The 25330-nt window shown below is 67.2% G+C and carries 28 protein-coding genes and 3 pseudogenes; all 31 read right to left on the bottom strand.

Annotated features, from left to right (window positions below; genetic code table 11):
• Positions 1-98: 98 nt before the first annotated feature.
• The 31 genes and pseudogenes from IX761_RS13780 to IX761_RS13635 all read right to left on the bottom strand — a co-directional run bounded on the left by IX761_RS13780 (position 99) and on the right by IX761_RS13635 (position 25329).
• A complete protein-coding gene (locus IX761_RS13780) occupies positions 99-581 on the bottom strand; it encodes a CinA family protein (protein WP_194790126.1) in 483 nt (160 codons plus the stop codon).
• Between the two features lie 59 nt (positions 582-640).
• On the bottom strand, positions 641-1081 hold the full coding sequence (locus tag IX761_RS13775) for a lysis system i-spanin subunit Rz (RefSeq protein ID WP_194790213.1): 441 nt from the start codon (positions 1079-1081) through the stop codon (positions 641-643).
• A 32-nt stretch (positions 1082-1113) separates the two neighbouring features.
• A complete protein-coding gene (locus IX761_RS13770; protein WP_194790125.1) occupies positions 1114-1665 on the bottom strand; it encodes a glycoside hydrolase family 19 protein in 552 nt (183 codons plus the stop codon).
• Entirely contained in the window at positions 1652-1861 is a 210-nt protein-coding gene (locus tag IX761_RS13765) for a Com family DNA-binding transcriptional regulator (RefSeq protein WP_194790124.1), read from the bottom strand. Before IX761_RS13765 ends, IX761_RS13770 begins: the two co-directional genes overlap by 14 nt.
• Before the next feature lie 145 nt (positions 1862-2006).
• Positions 2007-2513, bottom strand: coding sequence for a phage tail protein (locus tag IX761_RS13760; protein WP_194790123.1), 507 nt, complete (start codon positions 2511-2513; stop codon positions 2007-2009).
• Entirely contained in the window at positions 2510-3646 is a 1137-nt protein-coding gene (locus tag IX761_RS13755; protein ID WP_194790122.1) for a phage tail protein, read from the bottom strand. Before IX761_RS13755 ends, IX761_RS13760 begins: the two co-directional genes overlap by 4 nt.
• 11 nt (positions 3647-3657) lie before the next feature.
• A complete protein-coding gene (locus IX761_RS13750; protein ID WP_194790121.1) occupies positions 3658-4257 on the bottom strand; it encodes a YmfQ family protein in 600 nt (199 codons plus the stop codon).
• Complete coding sequence (locus IX761_RS13745) at positions 4245-5285, bottom strand: baseplate J/gp47 family protein (RefSeq protein WP_194790120.1); 1041 nt, start codon at positions 5283-5285, stop codon at positions 4245-4247. The genes IX761_RS13750 and IX761_RS13745 overlap by 13 nt, the downstream gene beginning before the upstream one ends.
• Entirely contained in the window at positions 5275-5673 is a 399-nt protein-coding gene (locus IX761_RS13740) for a phage GP46 family protein (protein WP_194790119.1), read from the bottom strand. The genes IX761_RS13745 and IX761_RS13740 overlap by 11 nt, the downstream gene beginning before the upstream one ends.
• The gene (locus tag IX761_RS13735) at positions 5670-6170 is read right to left on the bottom strand and encodes a phage baseplate assembly protein V (RefSeq protein ID WP_194790118.1); all 501 of its coding nucleotides are present in this window, start codon (positions 6168-6170) and stop codon (positions 5670-5672) included. The genes IX761_RS13740 and IX761_RS13735 overlap by 4 nt, the downstream gene beginning before the upstream one ends.
• Positions 6171-6195: 25 nt before the next feature.
• Entirely contained in the window at positions 6196-7251 is a 1056-nt protein-coding gene (locus IX761_RS13730; RefSeq protein WP_194790117.1) for a phage baseplate assembly protein, read from the bottom strand.
• 3 nt (positions 7252-7254) lie between these two features.
• The gene (locus IX761_RS13725; protein WP_194790116.1) at positions 7255-8556 is read right to left on the bottom strand and encodes a DNA circularization protein; all 1302 of its coding nucleotides are present in this window, start codon (positions 8554-8556) and stop codon (positions 7255-7257) included.
• Positions 8546-10183: a phage tail tape measure protein gene (locus IX761_RS13720; RefSeq protein WP_194790115.1), complete on the bottom strand. Its 1638-nt coding sequence runs from the start codon at positions 10181-10183 to the stop codon at positions 8546-8548. The genes IX761_RS13725 and IX761_RS13720 overlap by 11 nt, the downstream gene beginning before the upstream one ends.
• Before the next feature lie 130 nt (positions 10184-10313).
• Positions 10314-10610: a phage tail assembly protein gene (locus IX761_RS13715; RefSeq protein WP_194790114.1), complete on the bottom strand. Its 297-nt coding sequence runs from the start codon at positions 10608-10610 to the stop codon at positions 10314-10316.
• Positions 10607-10954, bottom strand: a complete 348-nt coding sequence (locus IX761_RS13710; protein WP_011535205.1) for a phage tail tube protein — start codon at positions 10952-10954, stop codon at positions 10607-10609. Before IX761_RS13710 ends, IX761_RS13715 begins: the two co-directional genes overlap by 4 nt.
• A gap of 63 nt (positions 10955-11017) precedes the next feature.
• Positions 11018-12514: a phage tail sheath subtilisin-like domain-containing protein gene (locus tag IX761_RS13705; RefSeq protein ID WP_194790113.1), complete on the bottom strand. Its 1497-nt coding sequence runs from the start codon at positions 12512-12514 to the stop codon at positions 11018-11020.
• Complete coding sequence (locus IX761_RS13700) at positions 12514-12696, bottom strand: DUF2635 domain-containing protein (protein ID WP_194790112.1); 183 nt, start codon at positions 12694-12696, stop codon at positions 12514-12516. Before IX761_RS13700 ends, IX761_RS13705 begins: the two co-directional genes overlap by 1 nt.
• Positions 12693-13280 carry a hypothetical protein gene (locus tag IX761_RS13695; RefSeq protein ID WP_194790111.1) on the bottom strand — a complete coding sequence of 196 codons (588 nt, stop codon included), beginning with the start codon at positions 13278-13280 and terminating at the stop codon, positions 12693-12695. The genes IX761_RS13700 and IX761_RS13695 overlap by 4 nt, the downstream gene beginning before the upstream one ends.
• 75 nt (positions 13281-13355) lie before the next feature.
• Positions 13356-13520: pseudogene (locus IX761_RS13690) on the bottom strand (late control protein); the annotation flags it as partial.
• A 453-nt stretch (positions 13521-13973) separates the two neighbouring features.
• Positions 13974-14228: pseudogene (locus IX761_RS27630) on the bottom strand (late control protein); the annotation flags it as partial.
• Positions 14225-15217, bottom strand: a pseudogene (locus IX761_RS13685) (phage late control D family protein); the annotation flags it as partial. The pseudogenes IX761_RS13685 and IX761_RS27630, both read right to left, overlap by 4 nt.
• Before the next feature lie 13 nt (positions 15218-15230).
• Positions 15231-15437: a tail protein X gene (locus IX761_RS13680; RefSeq protein ID WP_194790110.1), complete on the bottom strand. Its 207-nt coding sequence runs from the start codon at positions 15435-15437 to the stop codon at positions 15231-15233.
• Positions 15412-16257, bottom strand: coding sequence for a phage tail protein (locus IX761_RS13675; RefSeq protein WP_194790109.1), 846 nt, complete (start codon positions 16255-16257; stop codon positions 15412-15414). The genes IX761_RS13680 and IX761_RS13675 overlap by 26 nt, the downstream gene beginning before the upstream one ends.
• Before the next feature lie 12 nt (positions 16258-16269).
• Complete coding sequence (locus tag IX761_RS13670; RefSeq protein WP_194790108.1) at positions 16270-18249, bottom strand: hypothetical protein; 1980 nt, start codon at positions 18247-18249, stop codon at positions 16270-16272.
• Between the two features lie 125 nt (positions 18250-18374).
• Positions 18375-18677 carry a phage tail assembly protein gene (locus IX761_RS13665; RefSeq protein WP_194790107.1) on the bottom strand — a complete coding sequence of 101 codons (303 nt, stop codon included), beginning with the start codon at positions 18675-18677 and terminating at the stop codon, positions 18375-18377.
• Between the two features lie 12 nt (positions 18678-18689).
• A complete protein-coding gene (locus IX761_RS13660; protein ID WP_194790106.1) occupies positions 18690-19199 on the bottom strand; it encodes a phage major tail tube protein in 510 nt (169 codons plus the stop codon).
• A 12-nt stretch (positions 19200-19211) separates the two neighbouring features.
• Entirely contained in the window at positions 19212-20378 is a 1167-nt protein-coding gene (locus IX761_RS13655; protein WP_194790105.1) for a phage tail sheath family protein, read from the bottom strand.
• Between the two features lie 157 nt (positions 20379-20535).
• Positions 20536-21432: a tail fiber protein gene (locus tag IX761_RS13650; protein ID WP_194790104.1), complete on the bottom strand. Its 897-nt coding sequence runs from the start codon at positions 21430-21432 to the stop codon at positions 20536-20538.
• Positions 21429-21833, bottom strand: coding sequence for a phage tail assembly chaperone (locus tag IX761_RS13645; RefSeq protein WP_228533538.1), 405 nt, complete (start codon positions 21831-21833; stop codon positions 21429-21431). The genes IX761_RS13650 and IX761_RS13645 overlap by 4 nt, the downstream gene beginning before the upstream one ends.
• A 9-nt stretch (positions 21834-21842) precedes the next feature.
• Positions 21843-24725 carry a phage tail protein gene (locus IX761_RS13640; protein ID WP_228533537.1) on the bottom strand — a complete coding sequence of 961 codons (2883 nt, stop codon included), beginning with the start codon at positions 24723-24725 and terminating at the stop codon, positions 21843-21845.
• Positions 24718-25329 (bottom strand): phage tail protein I, encoded by a 612-nt coding sequence (locus IX761_RS13635; protein WP_194790103.1) that lies wholly within the window; start codon positions 25327-25329, stop codon positions 24718-24720. Before IX761_RS13635 ends, IX761_RS13640 begins: the two co-directional genes overlap by 8 nt.
• Position 25330: the final 1 nt, after the last annotated feature.

The following is a 25330-nucleotide window of genomic DNA, read 5'->3' as shown; positions in this document are numbered from 1 at the left end:
CCTCGCGTGTTCGACGTGGCCCTGACGGCCGGAATACCTGTATAAGTAGCCAGTATTATTCCACAGGGAATCGCTCGCGCAAACCCCCGCCGGGCGATTTACTCCGCGCCAAGCTGTAACAAGCCGTCTAGCGCGGCGATTACCGTCTGTCGCCGCACCGCTTCGCGGTCGCCGTCGAAGTGGCGCCGTTCGCTGATCACATGCTCGCCGTCGGCCCAGGCCAGCCACACCGTGCCCACCGGTTTGGCCGGCGAGCCGCCGTCCGGCCCGGCCACACCGCTGACCGCCACGGCGAAACGCGCACCGCTGGCGGCCCGGGCGCCACGGACCATGGCCTCGACCACCTCCTGGCTGACCGCGCCGACCTGGCTGAACAAGGGCTCGGGCACGTCCAGCTGGCGTGTCTTCTGGGCATTGGAATAGGTGACGTAACCCGCCTCAAACCACGCTGAGCTACCGGGGATACGGGTGATGGCCTCGGCGATGCCGCCGCCGGTGCAGGATTCAGCGGTGGTCACCTGGGCGTTGAGGCGTCGCAGGTGTTCACCCAGTCGGGTGGCAAGGGGGGTGATCGGGTCCATGGCGAACTCCTGGCTGAAGTGCGCCCTACCCTACCACCCTCGCCCACACAGGCAAGGGCTCACTTGGCTAGGGCACGTACGTAGTCCTGGCAGGCACGCAGGGCGATCAGTCCGCGGTCGCCGTCGTCGGTGATGGCGACAATTCGTCGAGCATGCGCCGGGTCAAGTCGGGCGCGTACGGGGCCATGATCCACGCCGCCGGTGGTGGCGGAGGCAGGCACTGCGGCGCAGGTGGCGTCGCGCTCGACCAGGACCGACAACCGCAGATCGGCAGTAGCAAGGCGATCACGCAGGCGAGCCTGAGTCTGTTGGGCATCGGTCAGCTCCTGGTAATGAAGGGTCTGGTTGTCATGCAGGCGCCGCTCGAGCACCTGGCGCTGTTCGCGTTCGGCCAACAGCTGGGTGTTGAAGGCGGCGACCTGCTCGATCTGCTGTTGCGCCAGCACGCGCTCGTAGCGCCAGGCCTGGACCTGCCAGGCCAAAGCCGCGCACGCTGACATCGACGCCAGCCACAGGCCGAGTTGCAGGCGGCTCAACACAGCACCTCGCGGGCCCGCTGCCACAGTTCCAGACGATCGGGCAGGCCATTCAACCCGCCATTGATATGCCGCGTGATGCGGTTGAACTCGCCCTGGTCGGCCAGGGCGTTGAGCCCCCGCGAGTGCCAGAACCAGGCCGCCGACTCACACGCCCAACGCGGCTGTTCGAGCATCTGCGGCTGGGCCAGCAGGCGCTCGTCGCCGAACAGCGCACGGCTGCAGGCCTGGTAGTTGTTGCGCCCGGTGACCTGGATCAGGCCACGGCCGCAGTACAGCTGGCCATCGCCATCGGCCTCGGGGGTATTGCCCAGGCGCAACGCCAGGCTACCGGTGTCATAGCGCGCCAGATAGCGCTCGCCGCCCAGCTCCTTGACGTAACGCAGTTGCCCGGACTCGTGGCCGACCTGGGCGAGGAACGCAGCGATGCGCTTGGGGTGGTCGATGGCCCAGTTGGCCATGGCCGTATTGAGGGCCGGCAGGAACGCCGCGGCACGCTGGCCGGCAAGCGGGTAGATCTGGCGTAGTTGCTGTTCAGTGAGCGTCATCGAGGCATTCTCCAGGGTGGACGGGTCGAACGGCGGCAGGTGCCGCCGGTGGCTCGCTCAGGGGCGATGGCTCGAAGCGCGTGGCTTTCACATGATTCAGGGTGCGGCAGCGGCCGCACTTGATCTGGAGCTCGGAAGCGGAGGTGATGCGGGCCAGCAGCTTGTGGCACTGGCCGCAGCGCAAATCGTGGAGCATGGGTGCGGTCTCGGGGCGGTGAGCGCCGGGAAGGCCCGGCAGTTGAGGCATATGCCCTGTCTGCGCCCGACTATAGAAAGCACGCACGCCCAACTGCACCGGGAAAGCCTCCCGGTCGTTCACCTCAAGCAGGATCCGCCGCCACTCATTCCAGCCCTGGCGCGCGTAGTTGGCGCAGTGACTCGAGGGCCTGGTCGCGTGCGCTACGTGCCTGTTCCACATCAGCGCAGGCGCGGATGTTCTCCTTGGCTTGCAGGCGCAATGCGCGAACCTGCAACAGCAGCTCATCGAAAGCCTGGGCCTTGGCCACGATGTCTTCGGCAGCCTGCCTGGCCGTGCGCTGTTCGGTCACCCAGGCCTGCACGGCCAGTGGTACGGCGGTGGAAGGCGCACCAGCGGCAAGGAAGGCGTGGGCATCATCGGCGGCCAGTTGATGCTCCAGGGCTCGCAAAGGATCGCCGGAAAGCGAGGTCCGTACCCCGTCGGCGGCACGGTCGACGTCGGCACACAGCGCCAGTAGGCGGTTGGCCAGGTTGCGAGCCTGCAACTGAGCATCGAGCACCCAGGTTTCGCCGCTCCAGATATGGTTTTCCGAAGGCGCAGGCGGCAGCAGCTTGCCATCGTGATCATGTACGTCCTGGATGACTTTCATCGAATCAGCTCCCATGCCAATTGCAGGTTGACGGCACTGGCGAAGTTGAGCGCGATGCCAGTCTGATATTCCGGTGCTGCATGGCCCTTCATCGCCATGCTGAACAAAAGCTCGTCGCTGGCCGCATCAGCAGCACCGAAGAGGTGTTCGGCCTGGTAGAGGTTCCACAATGACCGTCCGATCCCATGATCGAAACTGACGTTGGCATTGGCAATGGTCACGTCTCCGACGACATTGTTGGTGAAGACGGCATAACCCGACGGAGTTTTCCAGCCATCGTGGTTGTAGATGGTATTGCCCACAGTGGGGTTGAGGTACGAATAGTTCGATCCTAGCCAGCCTGTAGCCGGGAAGGACAAGCCAGTTACCTGGGTAGGGTGAGGAATGACGTTGGCCGCCAGCAGCCGCGCCCCACGGGCCAGCGGATCCATCGGCAGGTACACCACACCGGTGCCATTGAGATTCTGCGTCCACAGCAAGCTGCCGCGGTTGTACACCGTCACCACGGTCGGCGCACTTCCCGTCGCCCCGGTCCTGATCCAGGCCAGGCACACATCCAGTGCGGTACTCGGGTAGCCGCCCCCCGCTGCCGAACGCGGGTCGCCCTTGAGCAGCGCCGGCGCCGTGTCGAACAACGTCCCCTGCTGCACATAGACCTGCAAGCCCCCCGACACCACCTGCGCACGCAGGAAGTAAGTGCTGTTGGCCAGCAGGTCGGCGCTGCTCCAGGCGCTGGTGACGAAGGCCCCGGCTCGGCCATAGGCACCGTCACCGTAGCTTTCCGACAGGGCGATCGGCACACCGGCAGCGATGGCCACCTTGCCGCCGCTGCCGGCCGCCGCCAGCGACGTGACCGGCAAGCGCCCGTCACTGGTCTGCACCACCGCCTGCGGCAGCGACGATACCGGCAGGCGCAGGCCTAGCCCCGACTGCTTGAGCGACTGCCACAACTGGTCGTTGCGCGCCTCGTCAGGCGTACCGCCCGACAAGCGAATGACGTTGAGCACCTCCTCGGTCAGCGCATTGCCCCAGCTCGCCGGAATCAGCGACCCCGGCATCCCCGTGGCGGGGTTTTCGTCGACGAACTTGCCGTTCACCAGCCCGACGCTGGGCACACTTTTCGGATAATCCACATTGCTCTCCTCTAGTCGTAATTGATCCGCACCTGCGTGTGCGCCGGTGCGCTGCGCCGTATCAGGCACTCCAGGGCATTGCCCGGGTTGACGCCGAAGCGCTCGCCGAAATAGCTGGCGCCAAACCGCCGGCCCAGGCGCTGGCGCCCGCCGGTGTTCAAGGTCCAGATGAACTGCGCCTGCCAGGTGCCGAAGCAGTCCCGGCCAAAGCGCACCCGGCCGAAACGCGGCGCCTGGTGCTCGGTGATGCTCGGCGACGGATAGCCCTGGCCACGGGCCAGCTCCAGGTAATAGGCGATGTGCTGGCCGCCCACCGCCAGCAAGCGCTGGCGCACGGCCAGGCGGCGGTCCTCGAAAGCCGCCGACGGGCCGAGGCAGGCATCGGGCAGTTGCATCACCCGCTCCCAGTCGGGCACCAGCTCGCTGAAGGTCGCCGGGTCCATCTCGAACAGCAGGTCGCGGATGCGCCCGTCCACCCGCGCCAGTTCCTCGGCGGCGCCGGCCAGTACCTGGTCCAGTTCCGGCACCCGCTCCGGGTCCCAGGCCGGGCCGTTGGGCAGCAAGGCACGCAGTTGCTGGAGGTAGTCGTCAGCGGTTCTCACGCCAGCCATTGGCAACCTCCGTACACCAGCAACTGGTTGGGCTGCGCCGGCACATCGGCGTTGGGCCAGTCGAGGCGGTGGTCGCGCTCGCCGCTGGCACCGCTGATGGCTTCGCGGATGTGGCTGAGCAGCAAAGGCTCGCCCAGCTCGGCCTCGCGCTTGTGCAGGTCGGCCAGTTGCGCCTCGACGGCGGCGCGCACGGCGCTGCTGTCTGGGGTAAGGCGCAGGCGGTAGGTCACCGCGACCGGCGACGGGGCCAGCACAAACACTTCGGCGGTGACCGGCCGCAAGGGCTCGATGTAGGTCTTCACCGCCGCCAGCTGCGCAGCGTCCGGCAAGGGCTCGGCATCCTCGTCACGCATCACGAACACACCCACGGTGCCCGGCCCGAGGTAGTTGCGCCGGCACCAGGCGCGGGTCACGCCCGGGCACTCCAGCGCCCAGGTCACGTAGTCGTCGGCCGAGCCACCATGGGGGATCACCCGATACGAGCGGATCACGCGCGCCCGCAGGGCCTCCAGGCTCTCGACCGCGACACCGCCACGCAGGCCCGGCGCCAGCACGTTGAAGGGGCCACCAACACCGGCCACCGGCTGTACCGAGAACAAGGCCAGCCCAGCCTCGGCATTGCCTTCGCTGCCGGGGTCGAGGGCCTCGACCGCGACTGCGTTGACACCGGCCACCAGCACCGGCGTTTCGCTGATGCGGTAGCTGCGGCCATCGTCGCTCTGCAACAGCGTGTCCGGCTCCAGGCGCGCGCCGGCTAGGGCCGTGAAGGCCACCTTGCCGGTGGCACGCTGGGCGGCTTTGCGCGGTTGCTTGAGGCGCAGCGCCGCCATGCGCTCGAGGGTGTCCTCGTCGGCGCTGTCCGGCAGGATCTGCTCGGCAATCCAGTCCAGGTAGCCGTACAGGCCATAGGCGGCGCCGCTGATGGCCCGGGCCAGCACCTGGCCGTCGGCGCGGCGCAGCGGCGCGCGGCCCAGGTCGTTCTGGGTGCGGTCGATCAGTTGCGCAAGATTGGGGGTTTCAAAGGGCATAGTTCACCTGCCAGCCGTCTCCCAGGTTGATCTCCAGGCGCTCGCCGTCGGCGAGCACCAGTGTGGTGAGCAAGGCCAGCCGTTGCAGGCCACGGCGTTCGCCGCGCACCTCGAGCGCACGGCAATGGCCGTCGTCGATCAGCCACTGCAAGGCCTCGCGGGCATAGAACTCGGCGTCGCGGCGGGTCTGCTCGGTCAGCTTGACCCGTTGCAGCAGCCACAACCGCGAACCGATACGGTCGTCGGCCACATCCGGGAAGCTGTCGCCCCACCAGCCGTGGCGCTGTTCGTCGTCGAGCGGATCGTCCGGCGCGGCGCGGCGCCAGCTGAACAGGCTGATCAGCACGGCGCGCTCCAACCGCGCCTTGAGCGCGGGCGCCAGGTTCATGCCGGCCTCCCGGTCTGGCCGTTGCCGCCCTGCACGCCGCCGTGCACGTGCTGCACCTGGCTGATGCCGGCGGCCACCTGGTCGCCTTGGGAAACGATGCGGCCGCTATGACTGAGCAACGGCGACTCGATGTTCACCGCGGTGCTGGCGCGGATGTTCAGGGTTGCGGTGTCGATGTCGATGATGCGCCCGCGCTTGAAATGCAGGCGATCGCCCTCGTCGGTGTACAACGCCACCTCGCCCGGTGCCAGGGCCTGCAAGCGGTAGCGGCGATCGCTCAGGTTCAGCACCACGCCGTGGGAGCGGTCACCGCCGATGAAGGCGACGATGCCCTCGGCGCCGGGGTGCGGATGGCTGGTAAGGCCATAGGGCTCGAAGTGCTCCAGGTCGTCCTGCAGCTCCCCAGCCATAAGGCGCATCTGCAGGCGTTGCAGCTTGCCGGCGGAATGGGCGAGCACCAGGCTGCCGCGCGCCAGCATGCGCGTGAGTAGGTTCATGGGATGTGCCTTTGCTGGTGAGCGATCAGCTGCCAGCGGCCTTGGGCCGCTGCGGATCGCTCGGGTTGAGTTCGAACTTGGCCGGCGGGGCCACCTCCAGGGTGGTCAGCGTGCCGTTGCCATCGAGGCTGTAGGTGACCTTGGCGATCAGCATCCAGCGGTCCAGCCCAATGATCGGGTCCTTGACCCGCACCAGGGTGTTCTGCCGCCACAGCTCACCGTTGGACTGCCGCCAGCCCTGCACCTTGTAGGTCGCCTGCCAGGTCTGCGCCTCGCGACTGCGCGCCTCCCAGTCGACCCGGCGCTGGGCGTCGGCTTCGCTCATGGCGCCACCTTCGTTGATCAGCAGCACCCGCCGGCGCACGGCCGGGTCGAAGGCCGTGGCCTCGACCTCGCAGGCCTGGCGGGCCGCCTCGCCATCCTTGCCCTTGCGCTGGCTGCACACCCGGTACTCGGCGAAGCGCTTTTGCTGGCTCAACGCGGCGCTGCCGGACAGCACGTTGCGGCCCACCTCGAGGGCATCGCAGGCCTGCCCGCCACTGCCGGGGCGAATCAGCACCAGGCGCCCTTCGGCGTCGTCGGTGGAATAGGCCATCTGCGTGGTGAGCAGGCGGTCCAGGGACTGGAATACCGTCTCGCCGGGTTGGATGGCGTGGTTGGCAATCGGTTTGAGCGGCCCCAGTTCGCTGCGCACCCGCACCCCGTAGGGCGCGGCCAGCGCCAGGGCGATCTGCTCCAGTTGCTGCTGGCGCCACTGGCCCGGGCGGTTGATCGCCGAGCATTCGACCAGGTCGACGGTCAGCGACTCGCCCTGCACCGTCAGCCCCGTTTGCTGGTGCGAATGCTCGATCGGGGTGGCCGATACCCAGCCTGTCAGCACCCGATCAGCGCCGATGCGCACCTCGCAGCGGTCACCCGCCTGGATGCGTACCGCCGCGCCCTGCCCCGGCCATTGCCAGGTGATGCCCAGCTTGAAGCTGCGCGCCTGCTGCTCGAAGCCGGCGCTGATGCTGACGCTGGTCCAGCCGCCGTAGTCCAGGCCGTTGACGCTCAGGGTCACGGCATTGCGAAAATCGACCATGACTCACTCCCTCGCCATCTGCAACGGCTGCGGCGGCACGAAGCCCGGGTGGCGGACCCGGTTGCGCTGCACCACTTCGCCGGCCCGGGTTGCATCGGCGAAACGCCGATACGCCAGGACCAGCGCCGGCAAGGGCTGCTCGGGCTGCACCGTGACCAGGCGCACCCCCGAAGCCGCCACGGCGTCCAGGTGCTCGTCGAGCTGGCGGCGCAAGTCGCAGAGCGCCTGGTAGTCGGTGGCTTCGGCCTTGAGCGCGGCCTGCCAGATCAGCGCGTCGAGCCGCTCGCGCAGGGCCAGCACATCGTCGGCTACCGGCACTTGCGCACGCTGCACCGGCTGCACGCGCTGCACCGCCAGCGACGGCGTCTCGCGCAGCGACTCGCTGCGTGGGTTGACCGGCATGCGCGCCAGCAACAGCGCCAGCTGCACCAGCAACGCGGCCTGCAACAGGTCGGCCAAGGCCTGGGCGGCGAGCTGGGTGTCCTTGCCGCCGCCAGGCGGTGGTGCATCCAGCGTGGCTGCCGCCTCGGCCTGTTGCGTGGCGCTGGCCAGCACGCCGCGATAGCCGCGCCCCAGCGCCTGGTTCAAGGCCGCGGCCGGGCTGCCCGGGGCATCGGCAGCCACGCTGGAAAACGTACCCAGGTTGCCTTGCAGGTCGCTGAAGTAGTTGCCCAGCAACGCCCCCAGCGCCCGTGGCGCATTGACCAGCGAATCCACCAGCGCCCCCAGGCTGTCGACGGTCGCCAGCAGCGGCTTGAACTGCTGGTTGACCAGGTTGTAGAACCCGGACAAGCGGCTGCGCAGCGCCTGCAGGTTGATCCGCGCCCGGTCGACCTGAGCCATGGTCGCCTGGAAGCGCGCCAAGGCGGTATCGAGCCAGGTTTGCGAGGCCTGCTCCAGTTGCCGTCGAGTATTGACCTGAGCCGTCGGGTACGTAAGTGGCGTGTCGGGGTGGAACTTCATGGTCAGGCTGGCCACCCCGCCCGCCTTGCGCTCATGGCTCAGGGTGCATTCGCCCACCTTGACCTGTAGCCGCCCAAGCCAAGGGTGCAGCAGTTCGCCGCTGCCCTTGGCCAGGGCGGCGAGCAGGCGGTCGCGTTGGGCGAAGCAATCCGCACCGACGATGAAGCCGTTGAGCTCGTGCACCTGGGCCTGGCGGCCGAGGCTTTCGAAATACGCCTGGTCGCGCTGCGGGTATTCATGCAGCGCCCCCTTGCGCCCCACCGGCACGCTGGCCTTCTCGACCCAGAACTTCACCCCGGCGAAGCTCGCCGGCAGCAGGCTCTCGGTCCAGTCACGGTTCATAGGCACCTCCTTGCGACAGTGAACGCACGCCCACGTTGGAGCGGATATTCAGGCCTGGCTGGTTGCTCTGGCTGGTAACCAGCGCCAGGCCCGGCGGCGGGTTCTCGAAGCGCAGCAGCAAGCTGCCGTCCAGCGAGGTGCGCCGGGCTTCGGCGGTTTGCTGCACCAGGCCGCTGCTGCCTTCACCGACCAGCGGGCTGCTCAACGGCGCAGTGGATACCGGCGGCGCGGCCGACTGCGGGGCCTCGCCGCGTTCACCGAAGGTGTCGAACACGGCGGAAAACGCGCCGCTGAAGAACGCCCGGATCGGTTCGACGATCGGTGCCAGCTTGGCCCACCAGTCACTGAGCCAGGCCGCCACTGGCGTCCATTGCTGTTGCAGCCACTCCAGGGGCGATCCGCCGAACAGGTTGGCCAATGCCTCTTGGATCGGCGCCATGCCCGCCAGCAGTTGGTTCCACAGCTCGCCGAAGAAGCCGCTGACCGCGCCCCAGGCCACGCCCAGCACCTCCATCGGTGACCATTGCAACAGTGCGCCGAGCATCGTCCAGCCCTGTGCGAGCACGCCAAGGGCCTGGTTCGCCAGGTCGCCCAGCCAGCCGACGATGCTGCCCCAGTTGTTGTACAACAGCGCCAGCGGGCTCCAGGCCAGCACTGCCTGCAAACCTTGCCAACCTTGCGCGAGCACTTCCTGTGCCCGGCCAGCCAGGCCGGCGAGCCAGTCGACGACGCTGCCCCAGTTGTTATACAGCAGCGCCAGCGGGCTCCAGGCCAGCACCGCCTGGAGCATGCCCCAGGCGCTCTGCAAGCCCGCCAGCAGCGATCCCCAGAGCTCGCCGAAAAAGCCCGTCAACGCGCTCCAGCCGCTTTGCAGCGCGGCCATCGGGTCCCACTGCAACAGCGCGTCGAATGCCGCGCCCATGGCCTGGAACACGGCGCCGACACGCTCGCCGACCGCCGCGAAGAAACCCGAGATCGGCTCCCAATAGGCCACGATCAAACCCACCGCCAAGGCCACGGCACTGACCACCAAACCAATGGGGGTGGCGTTGAACGCCAGCATCGCCAAGGTGGCGGCGACCCTGAGGCCGGTGAAGGCCGCCGCAGCCGCAGCAACCCCCTCCACCAGCTGCGGGTTGGCCACGATCAGGTTGGCAACCCCCTGAACCAGCGGTGTCAGCGCCTGGGCCACTGCCGTGAAGGCCGGCAGCAAGGCCAGGCCAAAGACCAGGGTCACACCCTTGATCGCCCCTTGCAGCTGCTCCAGGCTTTCCTGGCCCTGGCGCACACCGGCCTCGGGCAACAGCGCGGCCAGCGCGTCCCGTTGCAGGCCGGTGTTCTCCAGCGGGTCGTCCTTGACCGGCCCCAGTTCCAGGTCGTGCATATGCTGCTCGAACGCCAGGGCAGCCTCGATGCCACTGACGAACGGTGCCGCGAGCCCTTCGCCCTTGAGCAGCCCGCCGAGGTCCAGCTCGCCGAGCTTGCTCTTCTCCAGCGCGTCGGAAAACCCTTCCACCTTGGGTGCCTGGCTCACCACCTGGCGCACCTGCTGGTTGACCTGCACCAGGTTGACCGCCAGGCGCCGGGCATCGAGCACCAGCGTATTGAGCTGTAGTTGTTCTGCCATCATTGCACCTGCTGCATCGCATTGATCCGTTGCGCGTGCTCCAGGGACTCCCGCAGCACGTCCAGGGGCCTGGCCAGGACCTGTTCGGGGTCTACCCGCCAGAACCAGGCCAGGTCATAGGCAATCGCGATCAGAGCGCTGATGCTGGTGACGCCGCACTCATGAAAAAACCGGCGACGACCCAGCTGGCGGTGTTCAGGTCGGCCAGGTCCATCTGGTTGACCGAGGACGGCGGGATGCCGGCGCAGACGGCGATGTACTTGGCCGCCACGTCCATGTCCAGGCTGACCTCCTCGCGCTTGTCGATGCGGTACGGCAGCGCCTTGATGGTCCGGACTTCCTGTACGGTCGGGCGGCGCAGGGCCAGTTCCTGGAGCAGTTCGCCGTGGGCCTCCAGCGGCACGTTGAGCTTGAGCACCTGGGTCATTGCCAGCTCCCCTTGATGCCGTCGAACTCCAGCGCCACTTCGGCGTCGTCGCCCTTGCTCACCGGCTCGCCCACCAGGTAGGCGCCGGCCAGCACGTACACGCGGCCGTTGCTGAACTCGCAGGTGATGGTCATGTCGGTGCCGTTGACCAGCTTCTTCAGCGGGAAGTCTGGCGTGTGCAGCGCGGTGACCTTGAGCGACGGGCGCCGCTCCTCTTCCTTGTAGTAACCCGGCACCAGGGTGGTGCGGTTGACCTCCATCAGCGGGGCCTCGCAGCCGCCCTTGATGGTCAGTTGGGCACCGTCGACCTTGACGTAGCAGGTGCCCGCGATTTTCTGCCCCATGGCATCTCTCCATAAAAACAGGCCCGCTCAGGGCGGGCCGGGTTGGGTGGTGGTGGCCGCGGCTCAGGCGGCGTCTTCGTACTGCAGGCGGAACTGGTTGAGCAGCGCGAACACGCGCAGGCCGTTGATGTAGTCCGGCGGGAACAGCACGTTGACCCGGCTCGGGTCGGTGCTCGAACGCTCCACCACCAGGTGCTCGGCGAACAGCTCGGCGTTTTCCACGTGGCCTTCCTGTTCGAGCCGCGCGTACTGGGCGATCAGCTCGCCGCGCAGGGTGCTGGGGGTGACGATCGGCTGGCCGGCGCCGAAGCGGGTGCCGTCGCTGGCCAGTTTGTGGCGGCCGTACTTGCTGGTGATCACCCCTTGCAGGCGGCGGATGATGAAGGCCGACTGGTGCAGGGTTTCGCTGTCCAGGTAGGAGTTGTCCGGCTGGCCGTAGGCGTTCTTCTGGTAGGTGGTGATCGCCCGCTGGATGCGCAGCGCGCCGCCTTCGTAGTACGCGGTGGCGATACCGTAGCTGAGCAGCGACTGACGCTCGCTGAGGCTGAAGCGCTCGCTGGCCGGGGCAGGTTCCAGGCCCGGCAAGGTGCCGCTCTGGGTCGGGCGGCTGGCATCGGCGGAAATGAACGCCGCCGAGCGCGCGGCGAAGCTCGCGGCATGCAGCCACACCGGTTGCGGCGCGCCACGCTCGACCGCCAGCAGGCTGGCGTGCTGGTCGTTGCGCAGTTGGCCGGCAGCCACCAGGCTGCCCACCGTGCCGCGCTTGGCGCCGTACACATGGCCATACAGCTGACGGCTCCAGGACCAGCGCCCGGCGCTGTCGTCCATGGCCAGCTTCCAGGCATCCAGGCTGGCGCTGTCGGACCACGGCAGGCAGATGAACTCGAACGGCTCGTCCCCCACCGCCGCCAGGGCCTGGACCTGGTCCGGCACGCCGGCGCCTGCGGCGAACGCGGTCACGGTCAGCACCAGGCCGGCCGGGGTCTGTTCACCGTTGCTCAAGCCCAGGCGGTTGAGTTGCAGGGCGATGTCGTTGCCGCTGTCGCCGGTCCACTTGCAGCTCAGGCTGAGCACGCCAGCGGCGGCCACGGCGGTCACCGGCAGGTCGGGGTTGGCATTGACCTTCAGCGCCAGGGCGCTGGCCACCTGGGCGGCGGTGCTGCCCAGGGCCACACCGGCCTGCACCCGCACACCGGCCACGTACAGGTTGATCAGGCCGGCCTCGGTGGCGCTGCCCTCGACCTTCACTTCGGCCTTGGCCACGGCGCCTTCGCTGTTGCGCAGTGGCAGGCACCAGATTTCGCCCAGCGGGTCGGCCTTGCGCCAGGTGTCGTACATGGCCGCGAGCATCGAGCCCTGGCCGCCGATCTGCTTGGCTACCGCCAGGCTGGACACCAGCACCAGCTTGCCGGCCTGTTCAGGGCCGACGTTGTCGTTGACCTGGGCGACGATCAGCCGGCGCAGGTTGGACGAAGCGCTGTTGGCCACCGAGTTGTCCATCTCGGCGTAGAACAGCGGAACACGGATGTCCGCGGGGATGTTGCTGAATCCGACCGACATTATTTCGCTCCCTGTGGTTTTGCCGCCTTGGCGGCCTTGAGGATCACATCGCCATCCGCCAGGCGGCGGCGCCACCAGACGGAGTCCGGCACGTCGCGGCCCTCGGCGGGCAGCAGGTCGCCGGATTGCGGATCCGGCACCGCCCGGCCTGTGGCCGGGATCACGGTGATGCGTGCTGTCATGGGTTGAAGGTTCCTTGGAAGGTCATTTCGATGCGCCCGTCGGGGCCTGGCTGGCGCAGGTTCGGGTCTGCCGGGTCGATGGCGTCCAGGTTCACCGTGACGCCGGTCAATGCCGGCAGGCTGTCGAGCTGGCGCTCGTGCCAGGTTTCGGCGGGCTCGCTGGCCCGGCTGCGGCCCAGCTGCAGCGGGGCGATGAAGCGGTGGCGGTACAGCACGCGGCGGCTGTCGCAGCGCAGCAGTTCGCCGCCGTCGTACTCCACCGGCTCGCGGCCGGGGGCGGGTTTCCAACCGACCAGCGCCAGCCACAGTTCGGCGCGCAGCTCGTCCAGGCGTTCGAGCGCCTGGGCGGTGCCGTGCGTCGTGCTGTCGAGCAGCAACAGCACCTCGAAGCGCTCGCGCAGGGCTTGGCGTGTGGCGTTCTGCAGGTCGTTGCGTTCGGCCTCGACAGCGGCCAGCAGCAGGCAGGCGATGGGGTGCGGTTGGGGGGTGAGGGTGTCGATGGCCGCCAGGTCGAGGCCGACCATGGCGGAGCCGCCGAGGCTCGGGCAAAGCGCCAGTTGGGCGCTGAGCAAGCTGGGTTTCATGGGGGTCTCCGAGTTCAGGTGGCCTGTGCGCGAGCAAGGCCGCTCCTACAGGCAGGCGCTTGTTGTTGGCCGCCGCTAGGCCTTCATCGCGCCCGAGCGCCGTGGCGCGGCGCCCTTGGCCTTGGCCTTGCCTTGCTTGCCGCCGTTGCACTGCACCGTGCTGCGCCAGCCGGAGCTGGTGAACACCTGCTCGACCGACTCGACCAGGTACAGGCCATCCAGCCCGGCCACGAAGCCCTGCAANGTGCTGTCGAGCAGCAACAGCACCTCGAAGCGCTCGCGCAGGGCTTGGCGTGTGGCGTTCTGCAGGTCGTTGCGTTCGGCCTCGACAGCGGCCAGCAGCAGGCAGGCGATGGGGTGCGGTTGGGGGGTGAGGGTGTCGATGGCCGCCAGGTCGAGGCCGACCATGGCGGAGCCGCCGAGGCTCGGGCAAAGCGCCAGTTGGGCGCTGAGCAAGCTGGGTTTCATGGGGGTCTCCGAGTTCAGGTGGCCTGTGCGCGAGCAAGGCCGCGCCCGATGGCCCGTGTAGGAGCGGCCTTGCCGGGGCGCCGGACCGGTCGGAAAGGGCCGCAAAGCGGCCCCAGCGATCGATCGGGCTACACAAATGGCTGGGGCCGCTACGCGGCCCTTTCCGGCCGGTCCGGCGCCCCGGCAAGGCCGCTCCTACAGGCAGGCGCTTGTTGTTGGCCGCCGCTAGGCCTTCATCGCGCCCGAGCGCCGTGGCGCGGCGCCCTTGGCCTTGGCCTTGCCTTGCTTGCCGCCGTTGCACTGCACCGTGCTGCGCCAGCCGGAGCTGGTGAACACCTGCTCGACCGACTCGACCAGGTACAGGCCATCCAGCCCGGCCACGAAGCCCTGCAATTCGAGGCTGCGTTCGGCGAACAGGTCGGTGCGCCCGGGCATGTCCAGGCGCACGCTGGCGGTGTCGCGGTTGAAGCTGGCCAGGCGGNGGCCTTGCCTTGCTTGCCGCCGTTGCACTGCACCGTGCTGCGCCAGCCGGAGCTGGTGAACACCTGCTCGACCGACTCGACCAGGTACAGGCCATCCAGCCCGGCCACGAAGCCCTGCAATTCGAGGCTGCGTTCGGCGAACAGGTCGGTGCGCCCGGGCATGTCCAGGCGCACGCTGGCGGTGTCGCGGTTGAAGCTGGCCAGGCGGGCCTTGGCAGCCTGCTCGGCGGCGGCGCGGTTGGGGTACAGGTGGCGGTCGGTGTACACCGCCTGCACGCCGGGTGGCGCGTCGTCGTTGCCCAGTTCGACCACGCTCAGCTTGCCGCTGGCAGGGTCCTGGTGGCGGGTACGCACGGCCTTGTGGGTGCTCTTGTCGGCCAGGCGGAACTGCCACTGGCTGACGTCGCTGCGGGCCAGGGTCACCACGCCCAGCGCCTTGCCACTGGCGCTGTGCCCGCCCTGGCGCGGCAGCACCAGCAGCTGGCCGTTGGCGAGCTTGGCGGTGCAGTCGTGCAGGCGCGCCAGGCGGGTGATGAAGTTGAAGTCCGACTCGCTGTACTGGTCCACCCGCGGTATGGGCTGGGTCGACGGGCACACCGCCTGCCAGCCATTGCGTGCGCCAATGTCGGCGACGATGCGTTGCAGCGTGGTGTTCTCCCAGCTGCCGCTGCGGATGCTCTTGCCACTGCCGCGCAGGTCGCTGGCCTTACCGCGGATTACCAGGGTGTCCGGCGGGCCGGACAACTCGACCTCATCGACGCTGTAGCGGCCCAGACGCTGCAGCGGCTGCCCGGCATACCCCAGGTACACCTCGAGCGCCGCGCCCCGTGCGGGCAAGGCCACCGCGCCGTCGCGCGCATCGATGCGCAGCTCGAACTCGTCCGACTCCATGCCGGGCTTGTCGGTGGTGCGCATCAGCAGCAGGCGGTCGTTGATCAGCGCGGTGATGTCCTTGCCATCGGCTTCGATGCGGAACACAGGTTTCATCATGCGGCTCCTGTCAGTCCCACAGCTGGAGGGTATTGCCGGTCACCACCGGCAACGCCGGCAGCACGATCCTCACCCCGGCGCGAAACGGCTGGGCCTCGTCCGCCAGGCCCTGGTTGGCGTCCAGCACCGCCTCCACCGTACCGTCCAGCTGCCCGTAGTAGTGCTGGCAGAGGGTGTCGAGCAGGTCGCCCTCAGACGTTGTGCAGGTCTTGCCCATAGCTTACGAACTCCAGTGAAAAGCCCTGTTTGCGCGGAATGCCACCGGCCTGCAGGAGGCTCTGTTCCTCTTCGAGGCTGGTCAGGCACCAGGTGCCGAGCACCTCGCCGTAACCGGTGGTCAGCGACAACGGCAACAGTTGGCGGCCAATGCTGCGCAAGGTCTGCAACTGGCCGAGGCCGCCCTTGAACCCGGGGAAGATCGCACCGCGGATGCTGATGCTCTCCTCGCCCAGGCTGACCGCCTGCTGCGCGTTGGCGCGGCTCAGGCGTTCCTGGCCGGCCCAGCGGAAGCGGGTTTGCCGGCGCAACTGATCGAAGGCGGCGGTGTCGAGGTTGAAGTAGTAAGGCGCGGCGCCCGGCTTGAGCGGTTGCAGCACCAGCAGGTGGGGGAACGGCTTGACCGCTTCGGCTGCCGGCGTCGCTTCGGGCGCGAAGCCCAGGGTCGACAGCACGCCGTTGACGGTGGTGCGCACCTCGCCCACCACCCGCCGGATCGCCGCCCCGGCCTTGGCCACATGCCCGGCGAAGCCATCGATGCGGTCACGCACCTGGCGCACCACGCCAAGGGCCTGGTCGTACGTGGCGATCACCTTGTTGACCCGGGCCTGGGCATTGCTGATCGCCCGCAGGGTGCGTTGCAGCTTGGCGCCAATGACCGGCCCGACCACCGGCAAGCCTTCCAGCTCGCCGACCGCGCCCTGTATGTGCCCGATCGCCTCGTTCATCGGGTCGAGCATGGCGTCGGCACGCCGACGCCCCGCTTCCCCCGCCTTGACCAGGGCGTGCAGCGTGGCTTGCAGCTGCTCCAGATAGGTCATGGTTGCTCCTGTTCAGAGTGCATGGGAGGGGTCGGTCATCTGCGCGTTGTAGGCCTGCCTCTGCAGGTCCAGCATCACGCGTTTGATCGTCTCCTCGAGTTGCTCGGCAAGCAGGTTGGGGGAATCCACCCTGCCCTGCACGGTGATGGGCATGTTCGCGGTGAAGGTGAGCTGCTGGGGGGCCGGCGGTGGGGTCACCGCCGACGGCTGGCTCGGGGGCTGCGCGACTTCCGGCAGCACCGTTGGGCCAGGCGGCAGATGTACTTGAGCCGGCGTCCCTGGCTGCATGTCCTGCCATCTGGCAGACCTGCTTGCCACCAGTGCAGCCGGAGTGCCCGGCGACTGCGCGACTTCCGGCAGCACCGCTGGGTCAGGCGGCAGATGTACTTGAGCTGGCGTCCCTGGCTGCATGTCCTGCCATCTGGCAGACCTGCTTGCCACCAGTGCAGCCGGAGTGCCCGGCGAAAGCTGCGCGGCGCTGCGGGTATCCTTCTGCGCATCACGGACGTCACCCACAGCAGCGGGTGTAGCGTGCCGAGGATTGCTCAGGGTGGTCGCAGGCTTGGATTTTCCATTCGCATCGGTAAAGAAGGTCTTGCCGCCCCATCCGCCGATCACACTGCCGAGCTTGTCGCCAACCATATTGCCGATCAGCATCCCGACCGGTGGACTGACAAAACCGCCCAGCAGTAACCCTCCCAGCGCCGTCCCCACCGCGCCACCAATCGCCCCACCATAACCGGCCCCCTTCTCCTCGGGCGTCTTGGCGGTGGCGTAGGTGTAGGCCCCCTTCACCCCGGCCTCGATCCAAGGCAGCTTGCCGGATGCCTTGAAGGCATCCTTGAACGTGGCCCAGCGGCCTGCCGAGGGATTGATTCCAGTGGGCGACGGCCCAGCGTCCGCCCCCAGTGGATAGGGCTCATCCGGCACCCTGCCGCGCTTACCGCGGGCCAGATCGAGCAGCCGCCCTCGGTGCTTGAAGGCTGCGGCACCCGCGCCTACCCCTACGGCACTGGCCAGGGTGCCCCACAGGGTGGTCGCCGGTGATGGCGACGTCGGCTGTCCGTTGCCAGCGTCGCTTGCCGATGCACCTTGTGTTGGCGTCGCAGGCGTGGCCATCAACCCTTTGCCCACCGCGCCACCGACCTTGTCGCCGGCGAAGCCAGCCATCATCGAGGTGGCAGCGGCGCCCACCTTGAAGCGGCTACCTAGCATGGCGCCGCCCACCGCCCCGGTGAAACCACCCAAGGCAGCGCCCACACCTTCGCCCTTCTGCTCGGGCGTGGACGCGGTGGTCGCCGTGAAGGTGAGTTTCATCAAGGCATCCAGGCCAGCCAGGCCAGAGGCCGACTTGCCGGCCTGCAACGCCTGCGCCCAACGCCCGGGCTCAGCCGGCCTGGGCTCAGCCGGCCTGGGCACCGGGGCTGGCGTCGCATCCGCACCAAGGGCAGGATCGGCTCCACTTACTATCGTCGCCGGCAGGACCACGGCGCCCGTATGGGCGGGCGCGCTGCCCTGGGCTTGGTCAACAAGCCCCTCGGCGCCAGGCGGTGTCCGGGTACTGGCCCGTGCCTTGTTGATCGCCGCCTGTGCCTGGGCGACGCCCTTCGCCGCCAGGTAACCACCACTGGCGATCAGCATCGACTCCCCTGCATCGCGCATCGTCTGCCCGACCTGGGGCAGCAACCCTGGCCCGGGCGGGGCCTTCCAGGCCTCCAGGGCACGCTCCAGCAGCCCCTTTTGTTGCTCAAGCAACCCGAGCTGTTTTTGCTGCACGCTCAACGATTCGGGCTGCTCGTCCTTCCCCTTTACTGCCTCCGTCTGCTGCGGGGGCGCCCCCTCACGGGTTGCGCCACCGAGGCCGGAAGTGCGCTGTGTAATGCCCAGCGCCACCTTGGGTACCGCGCTACCAGGCAGGCCCTCGTGAGGGCCTGCGAGCGTCGGGACGGTGGCATCGGCAGCGCTTGGCGCCACCGTTGATCTGTTCGCCATCCGTGTCTCCCTGTCAGTCCGTCAGCCACCAGACCATGTCACTGAACGACATGGTCATGATTTCGCTGGCGGAAAAGTTCAGCTCCTTGGCCAGCCGCCTTGCGGCGGCCTTCTGCCGGGCAGGGTCAAACCTCGTCGTCCTGCACCAGGCGAAAGTAGCCCGTCTGCAAGCGGCTGTAGTCCTTCAGGGCGAGCCCTTCGAGGTCCTTGACGCCCACTTCGGCGAGGGAGGCGAACAGATTCAGTTCACGCTGCTCGTCATCCGTGGCGCCACCGATCTGGGCGTTGCGCACGTCACGCACGGTCGGCGCGCGCAGGCTCAGGCTGTCGACCTGCACACCGTTGGCTTCGCTGGGGCGAGACAGGCGCACGGTCACGCGCTCGGCGTCCACTGTCAGCCATTGCGGCAGTTTTTTCGCTTGTGCCATGGGGGGTTCTCCTTACAGGCCGAGGGCGGCGCGCTGGGCGGCCAGTTGGTCGACACCATCGATCACGCGCTTCATGCCCAGGGCATCGATCTCGTAGATCAGGCGGCCATCGACTTCGAGCTTGTAGTAGGTGACGCCGACGCTGTGCTTCACCTCGGCCTTGTCGCCGGATTTCCAGTCACCCATGTCGACCTCTTTGAGGGTGCCGCGCAGGGTGACCACTACCGGGTTGATCTTGCCCTTCAGGCCCTTGAAGGCGCCGCGGAAGGTGCCGTTGAAGCCGTTGCCGTCGGCCAGGCCGAAGAACTTCAGGGCTTCGCGGCGCACACCGGTGGTGGTGAAGGCCGCTTCCTGCTTCTCCATGCCCTGGTCCATCTCGACCGCCATGTCCATGCCGCCGGGGCGGTACTCCTCCATCTTCAGGGTGAGCTTGGGCAGGGTCAGGCTGGGCACATCGCCCTGGAAGCTGACGCCGTCGACGAACAGGTTCAGGTTGGCCAGGGTTTCGGGAATCATTGCCATGTCATGCGCTCCTTAAGCGGCGGAATCGAGGACTTCGGTCAGCCACTGGTTGGTGACTTCGACGCGGAAGTTGGGGTTTTCGGCGGGCGGTACGTCGGTGAAGCGGATGTTCCAGTACACCTTGCCCTGCTCAAGCTGGCTGGCGGTGTTCAGCTCCGGGTCGGCGAAGACCTCGAAGTTGATGATCGCGCCCTGGTTCTTCAGATCACGCATGAAGGCCTGCAGGCCCTCGGTGACGTCCTTGACGTAGGTGGCGGTGATGGAGCGGTCGACGGCCCACTTGTGGCCGTAGAGGATCGCGTCCATGACGATGTCCATGGTGCGCACGCGGGTGACGAAGGCCCATTTCGGGTCGCTCGACAGGGTGCGGTTGCCCCACAGGCGGAAGCCGTCGTCGCGGATGATGGTGGCGATGTTGGCGTTGTTCAGCAGGTTGGCGCGGCAGCTGTCGTCGCCATCGAGGAACTCCACCGCACGGCTGGTGCCGGTGATACCCACGAACTCCTTGTTCGAAGGCGAGGCCCAGAAGCCGTACTCGCGGTCGGTGAAGGCGAACAGGCCGGCGACCCAGGCCGAGCCCGGCGCGTCGACGGTGGCTTCGGCTGCGTTGTCCCAGTAGCGCACGCCCGGGTCGACCAGGAACGCGCGCTTGGCGCCGAAGTTCTTGGCGTAGGCGATGGCCGCTTCATCGGTGGTGTTGGGGCCGTCGATGATGGCGATGGCGCGCAACTTGTCGGCCAGGGCCACCAGGGCGGTGCCGACGGCCTGGGTGGCGCTGTGCTTGGGCGTTACCAGCAGGCGCGGCTGGGCGTTGAAACGGCTCTTGCCGTCGAGCAGCGCTTGCAGTCCGGTGCGCTTGCCGTCAGCCAGCACGTTGCCGATGATCGCCGAGGTCTGCTCGGCGGCGTCCTCGACCTTGGCCACGCCGCAAGCGACGATGACCGCCCTGGCGCGGCTGTAGATGGCGCGGCAGGCCTTGGTGATGGCTGCGTCCTGGCCGAACGCCGCGACCGCTTCGCGCTCGCTGGTGATCAGCACCAGGTCGTTGGCCTTGGCGGTGGCGGTCGGGCCTTCGGTGAAGGTGTCGACCAGGCCGATGATCGAGGACGACGGCAACGCGATGCTGCGTGCGCCGGTGTCGACGTTGGTCACGGTGACGCCGTGGAAGAATCCACTCATAGAGGTTTGCTCCGGGTTCGGGTGTGAAAAGGCCCTGCGGGTGCAGAGCCTTGAGAGGTTGATTGCGGATGGAAAAACGCCCCGACGGGGCGGGGCGTTGGTGGCAGTGACGGATAATCACTCGGGGAGTGTCTGGGTGATCGTCACTAGAGCCACGTCAGATCATCTTGATTCGTGCGGGGTAAGCGATATTGCGCGGTCGGGCGGCGCCGCTATGCGATGAAAGGGGGGCAGGATTGGGTGTAGAGCCGGATTGAGTAGGCGAATACCGCACGGTTCCAGCTGCTGGCGCCCCCATGAACGGTTCCCAACCGAGGCCGGCTTTGTCAGTCGAGTCGTGGACATAGATGATTTCGTCATTCAAGTTATTGTCACCTGGCAGGTAGCTGCCGATCTGCGAGCTGCCTGCCGTCCGAGCGCTGTCGACACCTCGAGCCTCATCAAGCACCCGCAGGAACTCGCCACGGCCATCTGGGCTGCGGAACGTTGTAGCACCGTCACCCGAGGTCCAGCCCCCTTCCCTGCCGACCCTTGTAGCCTCGGTGGCCAACATGCCGGAGGCCTGGGCGTGATCCCATAACCAGGGCCAATCCGCTCGGTTGAGCAGCGCGCCGTTCAGCGCGCCCCAACCACCTGGCGAAAATGCCGTGGTCGATTCGAACACCAGGCGGCCCAGTGGCGTGCCGTCCTGCCGGTCCAGCAGTCGCCAGGCCCCCTCGCCATCGCTACGCAGGTGCCAGTAATCTCCGGCCCCCAGCAGGACAAAGAACCCATAGCCGGCTTGGCGCAGATGGGTATGGAACCTGACCGCTTCGCTGCCAGCCGCCTGGACGACCAGACGATTGGCGCTGTTGTCGATGCGCTGTATGCGTATGTCCATCAGGCGATTGGCGGGCGGCAAGGTAACGGTCACCGCCCCAGACGAGGCATCGACCAGCAACATGCCGGTTTCGTGGGCCGACAACACCTTGTCGGCGGTGATGGGGATGTTGTTCAGACCGCGCATGGCGGCCAGGCCGCGCTCAAGCTCGGCCAAGTCATCGGCGCGGCTCATTGCTCACCCCTCATCTGTTCAAGGAATTCCGGCGGCACGGGGCGCGCCGAGGTGTCGGGGAAGGCCGCCGACTGCGGCCAGTCGCGCAGGGCCTGCAAGAACACCAGCAGCGTGTTGAACTGCTCGGCGGGCAACGTGGGCTCGACGCCAATCTCCAATTGGTCGCGATGGCGATCCCTGAGCCAACTCAAGCGAGTGATTTCCCCGTCTCGCCAGATACGTTCAGCGAGCGCAGGACCGCCCTCTTTCAAGTCGCCAATCAACGCGATAAATGCCATGTAACGGGCATCGTTCGCATCAAGCTGTGCCTGATGGGGATAGAACTCGGGATCCTGTGGCCCGCTGAACTCCGCGACCACTCGCGCCTGCGCGTCGTCGGCAAACTGTACAAATACGTCCATTTCGGGCCCTCAGAACTCGTATCGCGAAATCGAAATGGTGAAGCCGGTTGTCCCACCGTTCGATTGATTCGTGTAGTAGATGGTGCCCGGCGTCAGCACAGAGATGCTGGCCGTGCTGCTCAGGAACGTGAGCGGCGAGCCGGACATGTATTGATCCCCCAAGCCACTCTGGCTGGAAGCTACCGAGATCCCTACGGCCCCGGCCGCTGCGGCGCTGAGCCCTAGCTGACAGAGAACACGGCGGGCATTGAGCGGGATCCCGGTCATCTGCAAAGGCGTTCGCCCAGCGGTTATCGCCGTGGTGTTCAGCACTTGCAGTGCGGATGTCACGAAGCGGTCGCGCTGTGCCCAGGGCTGGAGCAGTCCGGCAGCAGTGGTCGACCAGACGCTCACCAGCGCCGACGCCGTATACCCGGCAGGGAGTACCCCCGCGCAAAGATTCGGAGCCACGGTGCCCGTGGCGTTAACCGCAATAAGCCCGTGCTGTCTTGCCTCAGGGTTGTACAGCGCGTAGAGCGCTACTACGCCACTGGCCGGCGCACTCCCCGCATCCATTGCCCCGAGCCCCTTGGTCACCGAGGCCAGATTGATCGACTGGTTGAAGTTCCTGAGTCGATACGCTCGCCCCGTGCTATCCCCCACGACAATTTCATCGGCAGTGAATGTGCCGCTGGCCGACGCTGTCGGCACAGTCATGGCCGCATTGCTCATGGTGCCAATCACAGGCCCATTCACGCCGAGCACGTCCACCTGAGCCGCCAGGGCCGCCACATCGATATGCCCTTGATTCACCGGCGCATTCCAAGCCTTGATGCACCACATCACGGCAAGGTTGCGAGGACGGACGACACCGGTTTGTAGAGATGTAAGCGCGCCAGTCGCGGTCGTAATGTAGAAATTGACGTTACCTGGATCATCAAACTCGTTGTTGTACCAGATATTCCCCTGAGTTCCTTGGCTACCGCTACTCGCGGTTCCGCGCAGACCTGAACCTGCCTGCTTGCTACCAATCGCCCGCCCAACATCCACCCCGCGCCCATGGTCCCAGCCGCGCAAGAACTCGCCGCGGTAGTCCGGCAGCCGGAAGTTACCGGCGCCCTCATCACCCTTGTTGTAGGTAGTGCCCAGGTAAGTCGCCAGGTCCGGGTAGGTAGAAGCGCTCTGGACACTCCCGTCTAACTCAAGATACCCAGGAGGTACCTGGGTCGTTGGGAACGGCATAATGGCGCCGACCGGGGTGGATGAACGCAGCGAGGTCAGTTCGGCGACCAGCGCGGCCACGTCGAGCTGGCCTTGGTTCACCGGGGCGTTCCAGGCTTTGAGGCACCACATCACCGCCAGGTTTCTCGGCCGTGTTTCATCTCCTCCCGCTGTGCCAGTCTTCATGACAATTGCGCTGCCATTCACCCAGGGGGCCGCTGCCCCGCCATTCGTGGAGGAAACACTGGCATAGAGACCTCCGGCCCACATCTCGTGATTGTGCGACTGCATCGAATGAGGCTGAGTACTGCCTAGAGTACGCTGGAGGTCCACACCTCGACCGTGGTCCCAGCCACGCAAAAACTCTCCTCGCGAGTCTGGCAAACGGAAGTTTCCTGCCCCTTCATCTCCCTTGTCGAACGCACCACCTAGATAGGTCGCCAAGTCCGGGTAGACCGCCGCGCTTTGCACACTGCCATCGACTTCAAGGAAGCCTGCCGGCACGCTGCCCTTGGGGAACGGCAACATCGCCCCCACCGGTAATGCCGACGCAGTGTTCAATAGCGCCTGCATTTCGGCCTTGGTATACGTATCCGCCGCCTGGAACGCACTGAACGCCAGGATCTCCACCGCCTCGCCCAGGCTGCACGGTGCCCGGAAGGTGATCTTCTGGCCATCCGCCAGGTAGTCGGTCACTTCCCGGCCGTTGCGCAGGACGATGGTGTTGCCCACGGTATGCGGGACGTTGAATATCGTCTGGCCAATCGAGGCCTCGAACGAGAATCGCTCGAACGCCTTGCTGCCACCCACACCGCCGCCCAGCTGGAAGTAGGTGCCGTCGTAGTTGAGGTCGTACAGCGCACCGGCGCGCACGTCGCCTGCGACCAGGTCGACCAGCCCGGCACCGCCGGACTTCTTCACCGCCACGGCGGCCAGGCCGTTGATACGCGCAGTCAGCGCACCGGTGTTGGTTGCGGTGGCCTGGAACTGGAAGCGCTGGCCGGCGGCATAGGCCGTCAGTACCGCTTCGCTGCTCTTGAGCTTGAGCACCAGCGCATCGGCTGTACCGGTTGCGGCACCCAGCCAGGCCAGGGGGCCGGCATCCTTGCCGACATCGGCGCGGCGCAGGTATTGCGGGTGCGGGTCGGCCGCCTCGACATGGGCCTTGAGCTGGTTGCGTGCATACAGCTCGGCCGCCTCGCGGGCTTTGTCCACATAGTCGCGGGTGGCCAGGACGATGCTCGGGTCGACCTTCAGGGTGACGTTGGCCAGGTTGCCGAACACCACGTGCATGCGGATGGTCTGGGTACGCCCCGAGCCTTGCGCCAGCAGCGGCTTGTAGCTCGGCGCCGGCTTGGCCACGGCGATGAAGTTGCCATTGGCGTCTTCCAGCGCCAGCTCGCGGATCCACCAGCCGCCGGTTTCCGGTGGCAGCACCAGCTCGGCCACCAGCACGCCGGGGTCGGCCGGGGATTGATACAGCGCGTTCAATTGCGCCCGGTAGACCTGGCGCACCAACGCGTTCTGGGTCGGTTTCGGGGTCGGGTCGGGGGTTTGCGAAGGTTCGCCGCCGGCATCGCCGATCAGCATGTGGGTGATGTTCCAGGGCAGCCCCAGCGCGGCGGTATTGGCCTGCTGGGCGATGCCGACGTTGGTCAGGAACCCACCGAATTGGGTGGTTGCGTTAGCCATTGAGGTAGATGTCCAGTATGTCCAGGGTGTGGTCGTTGACCAGGTTGCCGGCGCCCACGCGCACCTCGATGTCCGAGGCCTGCCAGGGGTGCACTTCCAGCAGCTCGCCTTCGTACAGGCCGACGGCCTGGTAGGCGGGGATCAGGCTTTCCAGGCTGATGTCGAGGCCGATCAGGTGGCGGCTGACGGGCTTGGCGTCGTCGATCAGGCGAGTCAGTTCCTGGTAGGTCTGCTCGTCGATGCCGCTGTCCGCCACGCCGACTTTCAAGGCGAAGGTGCCTGGCACGCCGGCAGGCTCGGCCTGCCACCATTCCTGCACCTCGATCAGGTAGCCGAACGGCTCGACCACCCGGCGCAGGGCGCCGAGGGTGCCTTTGTGGGCGTGCACGAAGAACGCCGAGCGGATCACCGAGCGCTTGATCGCCTCGCTCCAGCTGTCGTCCCAGCGGTCCACCGACCAGGCCCAGGCCAGCTGGTAGAGCAAGTGCGCCGGGCAGGTGTCGGGGTTGTACAGGCTGCGTAGGCCGGCCTTGAGGTCCTCGTCGCTGGCGGCTTCGAGGGCCCGCTCCAGCGCTGTGCGGTTGAGCGGCAAGAGGCTCTGCATG

This window comes from Pseudomonas sp. UFMG81, from assembly GCF_015354575.1.
Lineage (GTDB): Bacteria > Pseudomonadota > Gammaproteobacteria > Pseudomonadales > Pseudomonadaceae > Aquipseudomonas.
Note: the sequence above shows the minus strand (reverse complement) of the source record. Positions and strands in the feature narration are given on the sequence as shown.

Coding starts and splice junctions, on each gene's coding strand:
- IX761_RS13780 (WP_194790126.1), bottom strand. CDS start 581: ATGGACCCGATCACCCCCCTTGCCACCCGACTGGGTGAACACCTGCGA.
- IX761_RS13775 (WP_194790213.1), bottom strand. CDS start 1,081: ATGTCAGCGTGCGCGGCTTTGGCCTGGCAGGTCCAGGCCTGGCGCTAC.
- IX761_RS13770 (WP_194790125.1), bottom strand. CDS start 1,665: ATGACGCTCACTGAACAGCAACTACGCCAGATCTACCCGCTTGCCGGC.
- IX761_RS13765 (WP_194790124.1), bottom strand. CDS start 1,861: ATGCTCCACGATTTGCGCTGCGGCCAGTGCCACAAGCTGCTGGCCCGC.
- IX761_RS13760 (WP_194790123.1), bottom strand. CDS start 2,513: ATGAAAGTCATCCAGGACGTACATGATCACGATGGCAAGCTGCTGCCG.
- IX761_RS13750 (WP_194790121.1), bottom strand. CDS start 4,257: ATGGCTGGCGTGAGAACCGCTGACGACTACCTCCAGCAACTGCGTGCC.
- IX761_RS13745 (WP_194790120.1), bottom strand. CDS start 5,285: ATGCCCTTTGAAACCCCCAATCTTGCGCAACTGATCGACCGCACCCAG.
- IX761_RS13740 (WP_194790119.1), bottom strand. CDS start 5,673: ATGAACCTGGCGCCCGCGCTCAAGGCGCGGTTGGAGCGCGCCGTGCTG.
- IX761_RS13735 (WP_194790118.1), bottom strand. CDS start 6,170: ATGAACCTACTCACGCGCATGCTGGCGCGCGGCAGCCTGGTGCTCGCC.
- IX761_RS13730 (WP_194790117.1), bottom strand. CDS start 7,251: ATGGTCGATTTTCGCAATGCCGTGACCCTGAGCGTCAACGGCCTGGAC.
- IX761_RS13725 (WP_194790116.1), bottom strand. CDS start 8,556: ATGAACCGTGACTGGACCGAGAGCCTGCTGCCGGCGAGCTTCGCCGGG.
- IX761_RS13720 (WP_194790115.1), bottom strand. CDS start 10,183: ATGGCAGAACAACTACAGCTCAATACGCTGGTGCTCGATGCCCGGCGC.
- IX761_RS13715 (WP_194790114.1), bottom strand. CDS start 10,610: ATGACCCAGGTGCTCAAGCTCAACGTGCCGCTGGAGGCCCACGGCGAA.
- IX761_RS13710 (WP_011535205.1), bottom strand. CDS start 10,954: ATGGGGCAGAAAATCGCGGGCACCTGCTACGTCAAGGTCGACGGTGCC.
- IX761_RS13705 (WP_194790113.1), bottom strand. CDS start 12,514: ATGTCGGTCGGATTCAGCAACATCCCCGCGGACATCCGTGTTCCGCTG.
- IX761_RS13700 (WP_194790112.1), bottom strand. CDS start 12,696: ATGACAGCACGCATCACCGTGATCCCGGCCACAGGCCGGGCGGTGCCG.
- IX761_RS13695 (WP_194790111.1), bottom strand. CDS start 13,280: ATGAAACCCAGCTTGCTCAGCGCCCAACTGGCGCTTTGCCCGAGCCTC.
- IX761_RS13680 (WP_194790110.1), bottom strand. CDS start 15,437: ATGGGCAAGACCTGCACAACGTCTGAGGGCGACCTGCTCGACACCCTC.
- IX761_RS13675 (WP_194790109.1), bottom strand. CDS start 16,257: ATGACCTATCTGGAGCAGCTGCAAGCCACGCTGCACGCCCTGGTCAAG.
- IX761_RS13670 (WP_194790108.1), bottom strand. CDS start 18,249: ATGGCGAACAGATCAACGGTGGCGCCAAGCGCTGCCGATGCCACCGTC.
- IX761_RS13665 (WP_194790107.1), bottom strand. CDS start 18,677: ATGGCACAAGCGAAAAAACTGCCGCAATGGCTGACAGTGGACGCCGAG.
- IX761_RS13660 (WP_194790106.1), bottom strand. CDS start 19,199: ATGGCAATGATTCCCGAAACCCTGGCCAACCTGAACCTGTTCGTCGAC.
- IX761_RS13655 (WP_194790105.1), bottom strand. CDS start 20,378: ATGAGTGGATTCTTCCACGGCGTCACCGTGACCAACGTCGACACCGGC.
- IX761_RS13650 (WP_194790104.1), bottom strand. CDS start 21,432: ATGAGCCGCGCCGATGACTTGGCCGAGCTTGAGCGCGGCCTGGCCGCC.
- IX761_RS13645 (WP_228533538.1), bottom strand. CDS start 21,833: ATGGACGTATTTGTACAGTTTGCCGACGACGCGCAGGCGCGAGTGGTC.
- IX761_RS13640 (WP_228533537.1), bottom strand. CDS start 24,725: ATGGCTAACGCAACCACCCAATTCGGTGGGTTCCTGACCAACGTCGGC.
- IX761_RS13635 (WP_194790103.1), bottom strand. CDS start 25,329: ATGCAGAGCCTCTTGCCGCTCAACCGCACAGCGCTGGAGCGGGCCCTC.